The sequence below is a fragment of the Allopontixanthobacter sediminis genome (genome assembly GCF_009828115.1).
GTDB classification, from domain to species: Bacteria; Pseudomonadota; Alphaproteobacteria; order Sphingomonadales; family Sphingomonadaceae; genus Allopontixanthobacter; species Allopontixanthobacter sediminis.
In genome coordinates, this window is the sequence record NZ_WTYL01000003.1 from 116,598 (window position 1) to 132,826 (window position 16,229).

Annotated in this window: 14 protein-coding genes; 2 read left to right on the forward strand and 12 right to left on the reverse strand. The window is 63.6% G+C overall.

What is annotated here, in order from left to right:
- Positions 1-55: 55 nt before the first annotated feature.
- Entirely contained in the window at positions 56-946 is an 891-nt protein-coding gene (gene tilS, locus GRI65_RS11360; protein ID WP_160756692.1) for a tRNA lysidine(34) synthetase TilS, read from the forward strand.
- Here the strand turns inward: tilS and GRI65_RS11365 are convergent.
- The 8 genes from GRI65_RS11365 to rimO form a co-directional block, all read right to left on the reverse strand.
- Positions 943-1,605, reverse strand: a complete 663-nt coding sequence (locus GRI65_RS11365) for a L,D-transpeptidase family protein (protein WP_160756693.1) — start codon at positions 1,603-1,605, stop codon at positions 943-945. The genes tilS and GRI65_RS11365 overlap by 4 nt on opposite strands.
- A 99-nt stretch (positions 1,606-1,704) precedes the next feature.
- Positions 1,705-4,494, reverse strand: coding sequence for a phosphoenolpyruvate carboxylase (locus GRI65_RS11370; protein ID WP_160756694.1), 2,790 nt, complete (start codon positions 4,492-4,494; stop codon positions 1,705-1,707).
- Entirely contained in the window at positions 4,491-5,129 is a 639-nt protein-coding gene (gene eda / locus GRI65_RS11375) for a bifunctional 4-hydroxy-2-oxoglutarate aldolase/2-dehydro-3-deoxy-phosphogluconate aldolase (protein ID WP_160756695.1), read from the reverse strand. The genes GRI65_RS11370 and eda overlap by 4 nt, the downstream gene beginning before the upstream one ends.
- On the reverse strand, positions 5,126-6,130 hold the full coding sequence (gene glk, locus GRI65_RS11380) for a glucokinase (protein ID WP_160756696.1): 1,005 nt from the start codon (positions 6,128-6,130) through the stop codon (positions 5,126-5,128). The genes eda and glk overlap by 4 nt, the downstream gene beginning before the upstream one ends.
- Positions 6,127-7,941: a phosphogluconate dehydratase gene (gene edd / locus GRI65_RS11385; protein WP_160756697.1), complete on the reverse strand. Its 1,815-nt coding sequence runs from the start codon at positions 7,939-7,941 to the stop codon at positions 6,127-6,129. The genes glk and edd overlap by 4 nt, the downstream gene beginning before the upstream one ends.
- Positions 7,934-9,373 (reverse strand): glucose-6-phosphate dehydrogenase, encoded by a 1,440-nt coding sequence (zwf, locus tag GRI65_RS11390; RefSeq protein ID WP_160756698.1) that lies wholly within the window; start codon positions 9,371-9,373, stop codon positions 7,934-7,936. Before zwf ends, edd begins: the two co-directional genes overlap by 8 nt.
- A 119-nt stretch (positions 9,374-9,492) precedes the next feature.
- Positions 9,493-10,287: a transglutaminase-like domain-containing protein gene (locus GRI65_RS11395; protein WP_160756699.1), complete on the reverse strand. Its 795-nt coding sequence runs from the start codon at positions 10,285-10,287 to the stop codon at positions 9,493-9,495.
- A gap of 47 nt (positions 10,288-10,334) precedes the next feature.
- Positions 10,335-11,705, reverse strand: coding sequence for a 30S ribosomal protein S12 methylthiotransferase RimO (rimO, locus tag GRI65_RS11400; protein WP_160756700.1), 1,371 nt, complete (start codon positions 11,703-11,705; stop codon positions 10,335-10,337).
- Between the two features lie 60 nt (positions 11,706-11,765).
- On the opposite strand from rimO, the gene GRI65_RS11405 reads away from it, so the two are divergent.
- Positions 11,766-12,179, forward strand: coding sequence for a DUF1761 domain-containing protein (locus GRI65_RS11405; protein ID WP_160756701.1), 414 nt, complete (start codon positions 11,766-11,768; stop codon positions 12,177-12,179).
- Between the two features lie 18 nt (positions 12,180-12,197).
- Here the strand turns inward: GRI65_RS11405 and GRI65_RS11410 are convergent, their stop codons facing one another.
- Genes GRI65_RS11410 through serS form a run of 4 tightly spaced genes read right to left on the reverse strand, consistent with a single transcriptional unit; the run spans position 12,198 to position 16,115 of the window.
- Entirely contained in the window at positions 12,198-13,277 is a 1,080-nt protein-coding gene (locus GRI65_RS11410) for a potassium channel family protein (protein ID WP_160756702.1), read from the reverse strand.
- Positions 13,277-14,065, reverse strand: coding sequence for a peptidoglycan DD-metalloendopeptidase family protein (locus tag GRI65_RS11415; protein ID WP_160756703.1), 789 nt, complete (start codon positions 14,063-14,065; stop codon positions 13,277-13,279). The genes GRI65_RS11410 and GRI65_RS11415 overlap by 1 nt, the downstream gene beginning before the upstream one ends.
- 5 nt (positions 14,066-14,070) lie before the next feature.
- Positions 14,071-14,832: a 5'/3'-nucleotidase SurE gene (surE, locus tag GRI65_RS11420; RefSeq protein ID WP_160756704.1), complete on the reverse strand. Its 762-nt coding sequence runs from the start codon at positions 14,830-14,832 to the stop codon at positions 14,071-14,073.
- A complete protein-coding gene (serS, locus tag GRI65_RS11425) occupies positions 14,832-16,115 on the reverse strand; it encodes a serine--tRNA ligase (RefSeq protein WP_160756705.1) in 1,284 nt (427 codons plus the stop codon). The genes surE and serS overlap by 1 nt, the downstream gene beginning before the upstream one ends.
- Positions 16,116-16,229: the final 114 nt, after the last annotated feature.

A 16,229-nucleotide genomic window follows, 5' to 3' on the forward strand; every position in this document is an offset into this window, starting at 1 on the left:
CGATCCGCAGCTGATCGAGCGCTTCCGAAGCGATCTCGAAACCGTCTGGCCGGACATGGGCGAGGGCAGCCTGGCTCTCGCCGTTTCAGGCGGTCCGGATTCCACTGCCCTGCTGCTGCTCGCACACGCCGCGATGGCAGGGCGGATCGAGGCCGCGACAGTCGATCACGGCCTGCGCGAGGGCGCTGCGGCGGAGGCTGAAATGGTCGCAGCTTTCTGCGCCACGCTTGAGGTGCCGCACCGGACGCTGCGGGTACACGTCGGACCGGGCAATCTGCAGGACTCTGCGCGTCGCGCACGCTACCTTGCGCTCGCTGATTGGGCGAAAGAGCGCGGATTGGCGGTACTGGCTACCGCGCATCATGCAGACGACCAGGCTGAGACGCTGCTGATGCGGCTTAATCGCGGCAGCGGGGTCGCGGGCCTTGCCGGAGTGCGCCCGCGCGGGCTGGTAGCCGGTAGTGGGCTTGTGCTGCTGCGCCCCCTTCTCCGCTGGCGGCGGGAGGAACTGGGCCGGGTGGTAATGGCAGCGGATGCTCCGGTTGCGAACGATCCTTCCAACGCGGACGAGCGCTTTGACCGGGTTCGGCTGCGCCGGGCCATGGCTGATATCGACTGGATTGATCCATTGGCAGTTGCGGCCTCTGCGGGTCATCTGGCCGACGCCGACGCGGCGCTCGATTGGACGGTGGACCGCGAATGGCTGGAAGCAGTGTCGGAGGTTGTGCACGGCTTGCGTTATGTTCCTGTTGCGCCGCGGGCAGTCCGGATCCGCATCGTCGCCCGTATTATCTCGCAGCTTGGCGAAATGCCGCGCGGCGGCGCTACGGCGCGACTGGTCGATCTGCTGGAAGCCGGCAGCGCCGGTTCACTCGGCGGTGTGCTGGCTAAGGTTGAAAACGAAATTTGGCATTTCGTCCCGGAGCCTAAAATCCGCAAGAACTAGATGATCGGGTCGCCCATCCCGATGCGCTTGCCGCGCGTGATCACGACTTTGTCACCCTTGGCCGCGACCTTGTACAATTTGTCCATGAACCCGTCGGGTGCGGCCACGCAGCCGTGGCTCGCATAACCGTTTTCGACTGTCGAACCGCCATGTATGGCGACCCCGTCCCAGGTCAGCCGCAAAGTCCACGGCATGGGCGCGTTGTTGTACTTTTCCGACACATTGTGCCGCTCCTTCGACAGGATCGGAAACGTGCCGAGCGGGGTGGGGTGATCTTCAGTGCCCAGCAGCACCGCCGCCGCGCCGATTTCGTACCCACCTTGGAATACCGAGATCACCCGGGCCTCCAGATCGACCGTCATCACTACGGGGCCATCGGGCACCCCTGCATCGTCCCAGTGCCATTCGCCATATTTGATTGGGCCGCTGATCGGCAGGATTCGCTTGATCACCAGCGGTTCGTCTTCTGGCGCCGCTTCGGCAACGGGCTGGACTGCCGGCTCGGAAGTTATCTCAGACTGCGGGTTGGTTGAGCCAGTCGTTTCCGCAGCGACATCTCCCGCTTCCTCGGAGAACACTCCGCCCGCCAGCGTGGCACCGCCAATCGCCAGCACCAGCGCGGCGGTCGCGCCGCCAATCCATTTGATCATCGGGTCCATGCCGCGATAATGAAGGCAAACGGATCAATTTGCCAGAGCTGGCGATCCGACGTCCCACTGCGAGACGTGGCACTCCTACAAACTAACCGACGCTATCGGCTATCCGTGGGCGCCGAACTCGTTTGCGATGGCGGTACCGATCTGCAGTGTCAGGCCGTAAGCGCGCTCCAGCGGCTCGATATAATCGCGCCGGATTGCAGAATAGCCCGTTCCGTCCCCGTCAGGATAATCGCTCGGTTCATCGACCTCGAAGTCGCCCAATTGCGGGAAGCTGGTCGGGTAGGCACGGCGCAATTGCTCCAGTGCGTCGTCGATCCGCAAGGTGAAGACCATTTCCAGCACATCGTCACGGCTGATGTCGTTGGCGCGGCTGAATGCGGGGATCGACACGGCCTTGAGGAACATATGCTGGAGCAGAGCCAGCCGCAGCGCCTGGAGCACGCCGATCGTGCGGCGGGTGTGTTCGCGGTCCGGCAGCGGCGCTTCGTCCGGTATCAGGTCGAGCAGGCGGTGTAATTTGAGCGCGTCCACCCGCAAGCGGCTCGCCAGGCGGCGGAACACGCCGGTCCGGTCGTCCTTGGTGAGATATTCGGCAAGCGCTTCGCACGCATCGGACAGGTGACTTTCGGTTCCGCGATAGGGGCGGCTCGCCCAATAGGCGGAATTGAACAATTCGCCGAACGCCGCGACGGTTTTGATGCTGGCAAGCGCATTCGCGGCCCGCAGCAGCCGGACGAGCTGGCGGCCGCGCTCGCTTTCCTGAAGCAACGCCGCGACGTCTTCGTAATTGCCGTCAGCGGCGCTTCCGACCCCGGCGATGACATTCACCGGATAGCCGAGCTGTTGCAGGATCGCGTTGTGCGGGATCGCCCTGATCTGCCGCAGGTTCATGTCCCGGTCGGCCGAAAGGTCCGACTGGCGGCGCGACTTGCGGCTCCCGGTTTCATTCAGCAGTCCCAATCCGAACGCGGTGATCGCGCGGGCATAGGTAGAGCTTTCGAGATGGTCGCGCTGGTGCGACCGGATGGCCCGGTAGAAATCGAGGCTCAAATCGGTCCGCCGGTAAAACGGATCGGTCGGCGCGGCGGGGTCGGTATCGGAGGGACGGTTTTCTGCGATCCGGGTGAGCGTTGCCAGGGCCAGTTCAGGGGTTGCGAAGAACATGTAACCGTCGCCGCCCTGGAAGCTGACTTCCGGTTCCAGCCGGATACCTGCACGTACAAAACGGCGGCGGGTCCATGCGCTGAGCGGCCATGCCAGCCGGTCCGCGAAGCTTTCCGGATGGGCACCGCGGCCCATGCTCTCGCCGTGGGTGTTGAAGATGAGTGCGGCAACATCGGTCATCCCGTTGCTGCGCATCGCATCCGCCATCCGCCCTTGCAGGCGTTCGATCGCGAGGCTGGCGGGGATTTGCCCGACGAACCGCCCGGCGTCTGAAAACCCGGTCTGGATCGCCACCCGGCCGCGCACCCGGGCGTAATCCTGATAAATGGGCTCCGCCAGCAGCGCATCGAGAAAGCGCCCGCCATGTTCCAATGCGCTTTCGGTCTCGAACAGCGGCGAGACATCGACCTTGTCTTCAATCCCGAACAGGCGGCTGAAATAAAGCGCAGCCAGAATCGTGGAGGGTTGCTCGCATTCGGCAATCAGCATCCGGATCGGCGCGTCGCTGTCCACGTGATGCAGGATTTGCGCCATTGCTAGGAACTGGCGGATCGCCGTGCTGCTTTCGATTGCGAGCGCGGCGAAGTTGGACAGTAGTGGTTTCACGTTAGTCAACAATTCGCGCAGGGTCGCCATCGCGCCCTTGCTGCCGAGATCCAGCGAGTTGTCGGGATCGATGAGCCGGCGGATAGCGTTGTGGAGTTGGCTTGAATTGACCCGGAAATGGATCCAGCTCATGCCAAGGCCATCGGCGCGCATTGCGGCGGACAGCGTCTTGAGCTTGACGGCGCGGTTCGCATCGGCGCCGCGGGCCTCTTGCTCCAGTGCCTCGATCATCGGGGATAGCGACAGCAGCTTTGCCGGATCGTCCCGCGTCAGCCGGTTGGCCGCCGCTGACAATTGTGCCGGATCGGACAGGTCGGCGCGAAAATCTTCGGTCCGCTGGCGAGTATACTCTGCGGCCTCCTGCAATTGCCCGAGCAGCGGATGGCCGCTGTCGATGGTAGCCAGGCTTTCGGCGTATCGCTCCAGCCTTTGTGCCTTTTCGGACAGCCGGAACCCGATTGAATCGAACCAGCGGATGTCCGTCCGGCCGTCCATGTCATAGCCTACCCAACTGGCGAAGCGGACTGGCAGCGGGGCCAGTTCGAGCCATTGGTCCGGCCATTTGGAGCGCGCCTGGGCCAGCGTGTGGCTGACGATCGTGTCGCGCGCATCCTGCGCATGCGCAATGGCGTCCATGGCGCGGCCATGTTCGTAGGCAAGAGTGATTTCAGGACGTCCGCCAGAGACGGTGCAGACCGAATCGGAGATTTCCTCGTCGCTGCTGGCGGCCTTCGCCACCGCGCCTGTCTGGGCGGGGGACAAAAGGAAAGTCGGATGGGCGGTAAAGACGGCATGCATGGCCGGCTGTTCCCACCGGGCACGGAATTCATCGAAGCTCGCCACGCTATCGCGCGATGTCAGCGCCGCAAGATTGCTTTCCCGCGAGACCGGGGTGACCAGTCGCCGCAACCGCTTGGCGCGGCTTTGCAGGGCGTCGCAATCGAGCTCGCTTACCAGGTTCTGCACGCAGTCCAGCGTGAGATCACCGTTTTCCAACTTGCGCGACAGGTCTAGCGACAGCTGGAACACCGGGTTGAACAGCGGTGTTTCCCGCGTTCTCGCGTGCATTTCCTGAAGGCGTTCGGTCAATCCGGCGACAGTGTTTTCGAATTGGGTCATGTACCGGCGAGCCCGGCCCCCGCACTTCCCATGGCGGCAGCCTGACGAGCGACCGCTTCCACCTTGGGTACGTCGGGATTGCCCTGCGGAGCGACCCAGCTACCGCCAACGCACAGGACCGGCTCGAACGCGAGCCACTGGGGTGCGTTGGCGAGGCTGATACCGCCGGTCGGGCAGAACAGGCATTGGCCGAACGGTGCCGCAAGCGCTTTCAGTGCCGGCAGCCCCCCCGCGGCCATCGCCGGAAAGAACTTGAAGTGGGTCAGGCCGAGGTCGAGCCCCATCATGATGTCACCGGCGTTGGCAATTCCGGGCAGAAACGGCACGTCGTGTTCGATCGCTGCATTGGCCAACCGGGTGGTCAGGCCGGGCGATACGATGAATTCACTGCCCGCCTCCAGCGCTGCATCCAGTTCGCTTGGATTAGTAACGGTGCCGGCCCCGACGATGGCGCCTTCGACCTGCTTCATGGCACGGATCGCATCGAGCGCCTGGGGGGTGCGCAAAGTGACTTCGAGCACATTCAGCCCGCCCGCCACCAGCGCCTGGGCCAGGGGTACGGCGTGAGCCAGGTCGTCGATCACGATTACCGGGATAACCGGCGCCGACCGCAGGATGGATTCGATAGGTTTCAAGATGGATTTCCTCTGGTTTCCTTGGCGCTGCCCGCTTCCGATGCGAACGCTGCAGCAGCGCCGAACAGGCCGGGCTGCGGGTGGACTATCAGCTTGACCGGGATGCCGGCCATCATGGATTCGAACCTGCCCTTGGCGCGAAAGCGCTCGGCGAAGCCGGACGCGAGCAATGCGTCGCGGATACGGTAGCCAAGCCCGCCCGCGATGACGACGCCCTTCGCCCCGTGGGCCAGCGCCATATCGCCCGCAACGCTGCCGAGTGACATGCAGAACCGGTCGACCGCCGCCGCCGCGAGACTGTCGCTGCCATCCTGCCCGCGGGTCCAGATAGCGATGTCATCCTCTTCGGACACCGCCTTGCCCTCCATCGCGGCGAGCGTCTGGTAGATATCGGAGATTGCCGGGCCAGCGACCACGCGCTCTACCGAGACGCGGTTGTGGCGTTTGCGCAGGCGGGCGAGGATTGCGTCTTCGATCGAATCGAGCGGAGCGAAGTCGACATGCCCGCCCTCGGTCGCAGACACCCGGTATTCGCCGGTCGGCTCGCGGTAGAGATGGGCGACGCCGAGGCCGGTTCCCGGGCCGAGGACCGTCAGGCGGCCGGTTTTCGGCAGCGGGCCTTCGGGGCCGGTCAGATGGATGAACTGGTCCTCGCTGGCCCGCGCTACGGCATGGGCAACCGCCTCGAAATCGTTGACGATGACGAAATCGTCGACGTCTAGCTTTTCCTTGACCAGCGCCGGGCGGATGATCCACGGATTGTTGGTGAACCGGATCACGTCCCCGCCGACCGGACCCGCGATCGCCATCGCAACCGCACGGGGCAGGGTGCCGCCTCGGCGTTCGCGGAAGTCCTCCCACGCGGTCTGGAAGCTCGCATGGTCTTCGGTGTGCAGCGTTTCGGGCTCACCCAGGGTGATCGTGCAATCGTCCGCGACCGTCGCGATGGCGAAGCGGGCGTGCGTACCGCCGATGTCTACCGCGACCAGATCGTAGCTCATAGGCCGGCCGCCGCGAGCATGGCCGAACCGCCTTTTTCCGCTTCATCGGCAGCGTGACGGAACATGGCGAACAATTCGCGGCCCATTCCGCTGGCGGGCGGCGGCGGATCGGCCGGTTCGCGGACCGAGAGATCTGCGGTGGTCGAAAGCGTGCCGGTAACGGCGCACAGGCGAACCACGTCGCCGTCCTGCAACAGCGACAGGGGGCCTCCGCCTAGCGCTTCGGGCGAACAATGGATCGCGGCGGGTACCTTGCCGCTGGCACCCGACATGCGTCCATCGGTAACCAGTGCGACCTTGTAGCCGCGGTCCTGCAATACTCCGAGCGGCGGGGTCAGCGCGTGCAATTCCGGCATTCCGTTGGCGCGCGGCCCCTGGAACCGGACAACCACGACCACATCGCGGTCCAGTTCCCCCTTGGCAAAGGCTTCCGCCACGGCGTGCTGGGTGCGGAACACGCGGCACGGTGCCTCGATCGTGTAGCGGTCAGGATCGACCGCGCTGGTCTTGAAGGTTGCACGTCCGAGGTTGCCGGTGACCAGCCGCATCCCGCCGTCGGGCAGGAACGGGTCCGCGGCCGGTCGCAGCATGGTCGCGTCACCGCTTTCGCCAATCGGGCGCCAGACCAAGTCTTTGCCTTCGAGGCCGGGTTCCTCGGCATAGGCGCCAAGGTCCGCCCCGCCGACGGTCATGATGTCGCGGTGCGCCAGCCCTGCGCCGAGCAATTCGCGGATGACGTAGCCCATCCCTCCGGCGTCGTGGAAATGGTTCACGTCGCCCGATCCGTTGGGATAGACACGGGCGAGCAGCGGCACGGCAGAGGACAATTCGTCGAGGTCGGTCCAGTCGATGATCACGCCTGCCGCCCGCGCCATTGCCGGAATATGGATCGCGTGGTTGGTTGATCCGCCGGTAGCGAGGAGGCCAACCGCGGCGTTCACGATCGCCTTCTCATCGATGCAGCGACCCAGCGGACGGTAATCGTTTCCATCCCTCCCGATTGCCGCGACGCGGTGCACCGCGGCCCGGTCCAGTGCCTGGCGCAGCTTCGTCCCGGGCTGGATGAAGGCGGCGCCCGGGATGTGCAGGCCCATCATTTCCATCATCATCTGGTTGGAATTGGCGGTGCCGTAGAATGTGCAGGTGCCAGGGGAATGGTAGCTGCCGCTCTCGCTCTCGAGCAGGTCGGCGCGGGTCGCCTTGCCCTCGGCGTAGAGCTGGCGGACTCGCTGCTTTTCCTTGTTGGCGATCCCGGTCGGCATCGGACCGCCGGGCACAAGTATCGCCGGCAGGTGGCCAAACCGCAGCGCGCCGATCACCAGCCCGGGTACGATCTTGTCGCAGATGCCGAGCAGCAGGCTGCCGTCATACATTGCATGGCTGAGCGCGACCCCGGTGCTGAGCGCGATCACGTCGCGGCTGAACAGCGACAGTTCCATGCCGTCCTGCCCCTGCGTCACCCCGTCGCACATCGCCGGGGTGCCGCCGGCGACCTGGGCCGTGGCGCCGACTTCGCGGGCATAGATTTTCAGCCGTTCGGGATAGCGGCCATAGGGCTGATGCGCGGACAGCATGTCGTTATAGGCGGTGACTATGCCGATGTTGACGCCGCGACCAGTCTTGAGTTGCTGCTGGTCCTCGAGCGCGCCGGCATAGGCGTGGGCGAGATTGGAACAGGACACCGCGTTGCGGTCGGGCTGATGCTCGGCTTCGTGCTCGATCAGGTCCAGATACGCACGGCGGCTGGACTTGGAGCGTTCGATGATCCGGTCGGTGACCCGTTGCAGGACCGGGTGAAGGGCCTCACTCATGCCAGGTAACTCCATCGCGTTCTGCCAGCGCAATGGCGGCGCTTGGGCCCCAGCTGCCGGCGGTATAGGTCTTCGGTTCCAACCCGTGCGCGGTCCACAGCGCGCGGATCGCATCGATCCATTCCCACTGTGCTTCCACTTCGTCGCGCCTGACAAACAGGGTCTGGTCACCCTCGATCAGATCGAGAAGCAACCGCTCGTAGGCGATCCGGCTGTGCGTTCCGGTAAAGGCACCGGGCAAGGCGATATCCAGCGGAACACTGCGCAAGCGAATACCTTCGCGGTCAAGGCCAGGCACTTTGGTCATCAACGACAGGCTGATGTTTTCCTTGGGCTGGATGCCGATTACCAGCCGGTTGGGAATCATTTTCGCACCCTTGTCGGCAAAGATCGAATGCGGGACGCTGCGGAATTGCACAACGATCTCGGTGACCCGTTCGGGCAGGCGTTTGCCGGTTCGCAGGTAGAACGGAACGCCTTTCCAGCGCCAATTGTCGACATGCGCCTTGATCGCGACGAAGGTCTCGGTGTTCGACGCCTTCTGCAGTTCCTCATCATAGCCGGGCACCGCCTTGCCGGAGATCGCCCCGGCCCGGTACTGGCCGGTGACGGTCTGGCCAATTTCCACATCGCGCAGGGAACGCAGCACCTTCACCTTCTCGTCACGGACCGAAGTTGCATCGAAACTCCCCGGTGGTTCCATCGCCACCAACGCCAGCAGTTGCAGCATGTGGTTCTGGACCATGTCGCGGATGGCGCCCGCATCGTCGTAAAAGGCGACGCGGCCTTCCAGCCCGACAGTCTCCGCTACGGTGATCTGGACATGATCGATATGCGCCGCGTTCCACAGCGGTTCGAACAGGATATTGGCAAAGCGCAGCGCCAGCAGGTTCTGGACCGTCTCCTTACCAAGATAGTGATCGATCCGAAAAATACGGTCCTCGCTAAACGCCGAGGCGACCGCGTCGTTGATTTCGCGGGAACTGGCTAGATCGGTGCCGAGCGGCTTCTCAAGGCCAATGCGTACATTGCCGGTGGCAAGCCCGGCGTGCTGCAAGCCAGCGATAGTAGGTTCGAACAGGCTGGGGGCGGTCGACAGGAAGATGGCCAGGCCGTGTTCCGTCTTGCCAACCTTGGCCGCCAGGTCGTCGAATCCATCGAGGGTTGTGGCATCGAGGTTCTGGTAGCTCAGCCGGTTGAGGAAGCTTGCCATGGAACCGCGGCGATCGGCGGGAAGGAATTTTTCCAGCGCGGCGCGGGCGAAGTTGCGGAACTGGCTGTCGCTGTATTCGGACCGGGCGGTGCCGATGATCTTGACGTTGGGACCGAGCAACCCGTCCGCATCGAGCGCGCAAAGCGAGGGAAGCAACATGCGCTGCGACAGATCGCCAGTTGCACCAAACAGGAGCAAGCGGTCGGCGGTAAAGTTCATGCGCTCAATATCCTTGCCAGTAATCGGCCCATTACAGCCCAGGATAGGGGCTATGCGCAAGCGTCGGCAATGTCACGGCCTACAGGGCGCAAATACGAATGCACTGTGGAGGTTAATGCTCAGAGAGTTGAAACCTGCACATCCTTGTAGGTCAGATCCGCCATGCCGAAGGTCGTCATGAAGCTGACATCGGCGGCATCGCGGCCTACCCCGATCTTCACCGTCTCGGCGGCGTCGGCCATGCCGGTCGCGTCGACCAGTTGCCACGTGCCGCCCGGACCGTCCGGGTCGGCCAGAAATACCTCGGCTACCGCGTGGAAATCGGGCGGCTCCACTCCGGGCGCGTAAACGCTGCAGTAGCGTGCGGGAATCCCTGCTGCTCGGGCCAGCGTCACCATCACATGCGCGTAGTCGCGGCATACTCCGCGCCGCTCGATAAAGGTATCGAGCGCAGTGGTATCGCCGTTCGAGCTGCCCGGCGTGTAGACGAAATAGTCCTGGATCCAATCGCGCATCGCCGCGATCTGCGCACCGCCTTGCAGCCCCTCGAACTCGGAATCGACGAAGGACCGGAACTTGTCCGCGAGGCAATAGCGGGAGTCGAGCAAGTACTGGATCGCCTCGCCCGGCAATTCGTGCGGCCGCATCGCCTTAAGGCTGGAAATGTCCGGCAACTTGCGATCGACCCGGACCACGGCGTCGTAATCGATCGCCTGCTTGCCCTCGATCCGCAGCATCAGCCGCTCGCCGATCGAATCCTGCGCGGCCACACGCGCGCAATGCAGCGCCGCGCCCATCACTGTCTGCGTCGAAATTATCTGCTGTTCCGGGATGGCTGCAGCTTCGAACTGCAGCATGGTGTCGGTTGGCTCGGAAAGTTCGAACAGCAGGCGCACGGAAATTTTGACGGTCATGGTAGCGCAATGCTCGGCGGGCCGGATTGGTGCCAAGATTTCAGGGATCAAACGAGTACCCCGAACAAATCATGTGCATCGGCGTCCTCGACCTCGGCCATCACGAAATCACCCGGCGCGAGCGATTCCGGCACGTTCCGGAGATAAACGTTTCCGTCGATTTCAGGCGCATCGGCCTGGCTGCGGCCGGTCGCGCCGATATCCCCGTCTTCGTCCGGCTCGCCGACCTCGTCGATGATGACGGGAAGGGTACGGCCGATCTTGGCTTCCAGCTTGGCGGCGCTGATCCGTGCGGTGACTTCCATTAACCGGGCGTAGCGTTCTTCCTTCACTTCTTCCGGCACGTGGTCGGGCAAGGCATTCGCCTGCGCTCCGGCCACCGGTTCGAACCGGAACGCGCCGACCCGATCAAGCTGCGCTTCTTCAAGCCAGTCGACGAGGTAATTGAAATCGGCCTCGGTTTCTCCTGGAAATCCGACCACGAAGCTGGAACGCACCGCGATGTCGGGGCAGATCTCGCGCCAGCTTTTTAGCCGCTCGAGAACCTTCGCTTCGTTCGCAGGCCGCTTCATGCGCTTCAGGACTGAGGGCGAGGCGTGCTGGAACGGAATGTCGAGATAGGGGGTCAGCAGCCCCTCCGCCATCAGCGGTATGATCGCGTCGACATGCGGATAGGGATAGACATAGTGCAGGCGAGTCCACGGGGTTTGCCCGTCGGGCGTGCGCAATTGGCCCAGTTCGCGCGCCAGATCGGTCATGTGGGCGCGGACTTCGCGGCCCTTCCACGTCCGGACATCGTGCCGAATGTCGACCCCGTAGGCAGAGGTGTCCTGCGAAATTACCAGCAGTTCGCGGGTGCCGGCGGCGACCAGTTTCTCCGCTTCGCGCAGCACGGCGTCGATCCTGCGGCTGGCAAGTTTGCCGCGCAGGTCGGGAATGATGCAGAAGGAGCAGCTGTGGTTGCAGCCTTCGGAAATCTTCAGGTAGCTGTAATGGCGCGGCGTCAGCTTGACGTCCGGCTGGGGAATCAGATCGATGTACGGCCCTTGAGACGGCGGAGCTGCTTCGTGCACCGCAGCGACGACATCTTCGTACTGGTGCGCGCCGGTGATCGCGAGAACCTGCGGATGCGCGGCGCGGATGGCGTCCGCTTCGTCGCCCATGCACCCCGTCACGATCACGCGGCCGTTTTCTGCAATCGCTTCTCCGATCGCGGCCAGGCTTTCTTCCTTGGCGCTGTCGAGAAAGCCGCAGGTGTTGACCAGCACGACATCGGCCCCGGCATAATCGGGGCTCATCGCGTAGCCATCGGCGCGCAGCCGGGTGAGGATCCGTTCGGAATCGACCAGCGCCTTGGGACAGCCGAGGCTGACCATGCCGACCTTTTTCTGGTCTGAAATTGTGGTTGCGGTGTTCATGATTGCCGCGCCCTCTACACCCGAAGCGCGCGCTGCGCTATAGCAGCATTTGGGACCGGGATGGAGGGCAATCCGATCGGTGAGATAAATCTGCTGGCGGTCTTTCTGGGTGCGCTGGCGTTTTTCGTGGTGGGTATGATCTGGTACGGTGTGCTGTTCGGCAAGACCTGGCAACGCGAGGTCGGGCTAACCGAGGAGCAAATAGCCGGCGGGAACATGCCGGTGATCTTCGGCCTGTGCTTCCTGTTCGAACTGCTGATCGCGTTGACGCTCGGCCACCAGTTCGCCCGCAGCGATCCGAGCACGCGGGGGATCATGATGATTTCAACGGGCTATGCGCTGGGCCTGATGATCCCGGCAACAGGAATCAATTACCTGTTCCAGCGCTGTTCCGGCAAATTGTTCGCCATCGACGCCGGACACTTCCTGTTCGGCATGGCGGCGATGGGCGCGGTGTTCGTCTGGTTGCGCTGAGGCGGCGCGAAACGCGGGCTAACCGCTTTCCCCGTCGCCATTCTCGGTCGGGATAATTTCGACCACGATATCGCCCGTCTGCAGGGTCTGGCATGCATCTTCCCAGAACCCGAGCGCTTCGCCGTTGCGGTAGACCCGAAGTCCCCGGCCGCCGCTCTTCAGGTCGCTGATCGAAGAACCACATTCCTCCGGCAATACCTCGCGCTCGACCAACTGGACCCGGCCGCTGACGGACGCGAGATCGGCGAGATAATCGGCGATATGCGCGCCCTTCGCGGATCCGGCCAGCAACAGCCCCGTAAACCGGACCGGGTTGATCACATTGTTCGCCCCAGCCTGGCGGGCAAGGAGTTCGTTATCGTCCGCGCGAACCACCACGCTGATCGGCACATTCGGCGCAAGGTGCCGGACCGTCAGCACGATCAAGATCGAGGTATCGTCCCGCCCGGCGGATACCAACACGGTCTGTGCTTCTGAAATCCGCACTGCCTTGAGAGTTTCATCGCGGGTCGAATCACCCGCCATCACGTTGCAGCCGATTGCTTCCGCGCTCGCCAGGCGCTCCTCGCTCGGGTCAATGATCACGATGCAACGTGGATCAGTGCCGCGCTCGATCAGTTCGGTGACGGCTTCCGAACCGCTGACACCGTAGCCCAGCACCACGATATGGTCCGAGAGATGTTCCTGGATGCGGGCCATGCGCCAATTCTCCCAGCTGCGTTTAATGATGAAATTGTATGCGGTGCCAACGAAAATGAAGAACACGGCGAACCGGATCGGGGTGACGATGATCGCTTCCACCATCCGTGCGCGGTCGGTAATCGGCGCAATATCGCCGAAGCCGGTGGTGGTGATGGAAATCATCGTGAAATAGACGACATCGGTGAAACTGACCTCGCCGTCGAGATTGTCGACCAGCCCGCCGCGGTCCCACCAGTGAATCAGGATGACGATGGAGATCAGCAGCAGCGCCATCCCGAGCCGGATACCCAGATCGCCCCACACGGGGATCTTGACGGCCCGCCGAAGCGGCTTGGACAGTTCGCCCTTGAGCCGCGCATTGCGGATCCGCGGGGGTAGTAATTGCCGGTTACGCATTACCGGGCATTCTCGCGCCGGGCAGGTAGCTTTGTGGCCGGATCCACGGGCAGTTCGTTGCGGCGAATTTCGAAGTGCAGTTCGACCCGGTCGGCGTCACCGGCATCACCGGCAATGCCGATCCGCTCGCCGGACTTGATTACCTCGCCCGCGGCCACGGTCACCCGCGCCAGGTGGCCGTAGGCGCTGTGCCATCCGTTGCCGTGATCGATCACGACCATCCGTCCGAACCGCTCTGGCTCCGGCCCGGCGAAGATCACCGTGCCCGAAGAAGATGCTCGCACCATGTCGCCCGCCTTGGCGGCGAAGTCGATGCCATCATGCCCGCCGCCGCCGGGACGAACGGCGAAACCGAGCAGCACCGCGCCATCGTGCGGATAACGGAAGTAGGGCGTTGTTCGAACAGGCTTGCCAGGAACCGGGGTGTTCATCACTGCCGGAATGATCAGCTTCTGACCGACACGAACCGTGTACGGGGCGGGGATGCTGTTGGCGACGGCGATGTTCTCGAGCGTCACGCCGTATTTGAGCGCAATCCCGAGACCGGTTTCGCCTTCCTTCACCAAGTGGCTACGCTGACGGGGAATAGCCAGCGTCTGGCCGGCGCGCACATTGTACGGTTCCGTCAGGCCGTTTGCCGCCGCGATTACCGCGACAGGAACCCGGGCACGATTGGCAATGCCGCCGAGTGTCTCGCCTTCTGTAACGACATGTTCGGTTTCCGCCGCCGGATCGCTGGCCGCCACCACCAGCGGCGCCATCAGCATTACGGCGGGAATCCGGAACACTTGCCTCACGTGGCGAAACGCTCCGCGATATCACCCAGCGAGGAATGGTGGGTCAGGTCGAGCTGGAGCGGGGTCACCGAGATATAACCATCGTCAATCGCCTCCAGGTCGGTGCCGTGATCGAGCGTATGCTCGATCGCGTCCAGCCCGAACCAATAGTAGGTCTGGCCGCGCGGGTCACGTCCTTCCACGACCGATCCCCGCAGGTAATCGTGAAAACCCTGCCGTACGGCCCGGATTCCCTTGACCTTTTCAGGCGCAATCGCGGGGAAGTTGACGTTGATCAGCGTGCGCGAAGGCAGCGGTGTATCGAGCAGTGGAGCGAGAACCTTCGCGCCCCATTGCCGGGCGGTGTCAAATGCCGCCTCGCCGTTCCATTCGCGGGAGTACACCTGGCTGAAGGCAATCGAGCGAATACCCGCCAGGGCACCCTCGATAGCGGCGGACACGGTGCCGGAATAGGTGATGTCGTCGCCCAGGTTCGCGCCGCGATTGACCCCCGACAGGATCACGTCGGGTGCTGCATCGACCACGCGCCGCAGGCCGAGGGTAACCGAATCGGTTGGGGTACCGGTCACGGAAAAGCGTCGCTCGCCATGTTTTTGCAGCCGGACCGGGTGGTTCAGTGTCAACGAGTGCCCCGCGCCGGATTGCTCCTCACTCGGCGCGCAGACCCAGATGTCGTCACTGAACTGCCGCGCGATTTCCTCCAGCATGGCGAGGCCGGGGGCATGGATACCATCGTCATTGGTGATCAGGATGCGCATTATGTCTCCGCCATCAGCCGTTCGATACCGCCCATATAGGGTTGGAGTGCGGACGGGACGGTGACAGTTCCGTCCTCGTTCTGGTAATTTTCGAGCACCGCCACCAGCGTCCGACCGACCGCGAGACCGGAACCGTTGAGGGTATGGACGAATTGGGTTGTCTTCTGCTCGCCCGCCGGACGGTAACGTGTGTTCATCCGCCGCGCCTGAAAGTCGCCGGTGTTCGAACAGGAACTGATCTCGCGGTAAGCGCCCTGGCCGGGCAGCCACACCTCGAGATCATAGGTCTTGCGCGCACCGAAGCCCATGTCGCCAGTGCACAGCAGCAGCTTGCGATACGGAAGGTCCAGCCGCTCGAGGATCGCCTCCGCCGCGCGGACCATGCGGTCATGTTCGGCTTCGGAGTCCTCAGACCGGACTATGCTGACCAGTTCGCATTTCTCGAACTGGTGCTGGCGGATGAAGCCCCGCGTATCGCGCCCCGCCGCACCCGCTTCGGAGCGGAAGCACAGCGTAAGCGCGGTAAGTCGCATGGGGAGGGCGCTGTCATCGAGCAATTCGCCCATGACGCTGGCGGTGAGGGAGACTTCACTGGTGGGGATGAGCCAGCGATCATCGGTCGTACGAAAACTATCCTCGGCGAACTTCGGCAACTTATCTGTGCCGTACATCGCCTCATCCCTGACCAGCACCGGCGGGTTGCATTCCTCGTAGCCGTGTTCGTGCGTCTGCACATCGAGCATGAACTGGCCGAGCGCGCGGTGCAGGCGGGCCATGTCGCCGCGCAGGAAGGTGAAGCGCGCACCCGATAGCCGCGCACCGGTTTCGAAATCCATCCCCAGCGCGGGCGCAAGGTCGGCATGTTCCTTCGGGGTGAAATCGAAACTGCGCGGCGTGCCCCAGCGGGCGACCTCGACATTCTCATCCTCGCCCGCACCATCCGGCACATCTTCTGAAGGAAGGTTGGGGATGATCTCCAACTCCGCCTTCAGCTTTGCCGCAGCCTCATCAGCGCGGGCCTCGATCGCGGGCATTTCCTCCTTGATCGCGGCGACTTCGACCTTGATCGTCTCGGCCGTGTCCTTGTCACCCTTGGCCATCGCCGCGCCGATCAGCTTCGATGCCTCGTTGCGGCGGCTCTGCGCGACCTGCACCTGCGTGGTCAGCGCGCGGCGTTCTTCGTCCAGCGAGATCAGCTTTTGAGCCACCGGCTCCAACCCGCGCCGCGCCAAAGCGGCGTCGAAAGCTTCGGGATTTTCGCGGATGGATCGAATGTCGTGCATGGCGCGCGCTATGCCCGCCTCGAGGGCGGCTTGTCCAGAGGGGACCGGGGAACAACCCCATACCCCGCGGGTAGAGACAACGGGAGCGGCGTCGCAGCACGTCGTGCACCCGTT

What these genes read in the sequence shown, in the direction of transcription:
- tilS (WP_160756692.1), top strand. Translation starts at nt 56, where the DNA reads ATGGGCGAGGGCAGCCTGGCTCTCGCCGTTTCAGGCGGTCCGGATTCC.
- rimO (WP_160756700.1), bottom strand. Translation starts at nt 11,705, where the DNA reads ATGAACACCGCAACCACAATTTCAGACCAGAAAAAGGTCGGCATGGTC.
- glk (WP_160756696.1), bottom strand. Translation starts at nt 6,130, where the DNA reads ATGAGCTACGATCTGGTCGCGGTAGACATCGGCGGTACGCACGCCCGC.
- GRI65_RS11370 (WP_160756694.1), bottom strand. Translation starts at nt 4,494, where the DNA reads ATGACCCAATTCGAAAACACTGTCGCCGGATTGACCGAACGCCTTCAG.
- GRI65_RS11395 (WP_160756699.1), bottom strand. Translation starts at nt 10,287, where the DNA reads ATGACCGTCAAAATTTCCGTGCGCCTGCTGTTCGAACTTTCCGAGCCA.
- GRI65_RS11410 (WP_160756702.1), bottom strand. Translation starts at nt 13,277, where the DNA reads ATGCGTAACCGGCAATTACTACCCCCGCGGATCCGCAATGCGCGGCTC.
- zwf (WP_160756698.1), bottom strand. Translation starts at nt 9,373, where the DNA reads ATGAACTTTACCGCCGACCGCTTGCTCCTGTTTGGTGCAACTGGCGAT.
- surE (WP_160756704.1), bottom strand. Translation starts at nt 14,832, where the DNA reads ATGCGCATCCTGATCACCAATGACGATGGTATCCATGCCCCCGGCCTC.
- edd (WP_160756697.1), bottom strand. Translation starts at nt 7,941, where the DNA reads ATGAGTGAGGCCCTTCACCCGGTCCTGCAACGGGTCACCGACCGGATC.
- GRI65_RS11405 (WP_160756701.1), top strand. Translation starts at nt 11,766, where the DNA reads ATGGAGGGCAATCCGATCGGTGAGATAAATCTGCTGGCGGTCTTTCTG.
- GRI65_RS11365 (WP_160756693.1), bottom strand. Translation starts at nt 1,605, where the DNA reads ATGGACCCGATGATCAAATGGATTGGCGGCGCGACCGCCGCGCTGGTG.
- serS (WP_160756705.1), bottom strand. Translation starts at nt 16,115, where the DNA reads ATGCACGACATTCGATCCATCCGCGAAAATCCCGAAGCTTTCGACGCC.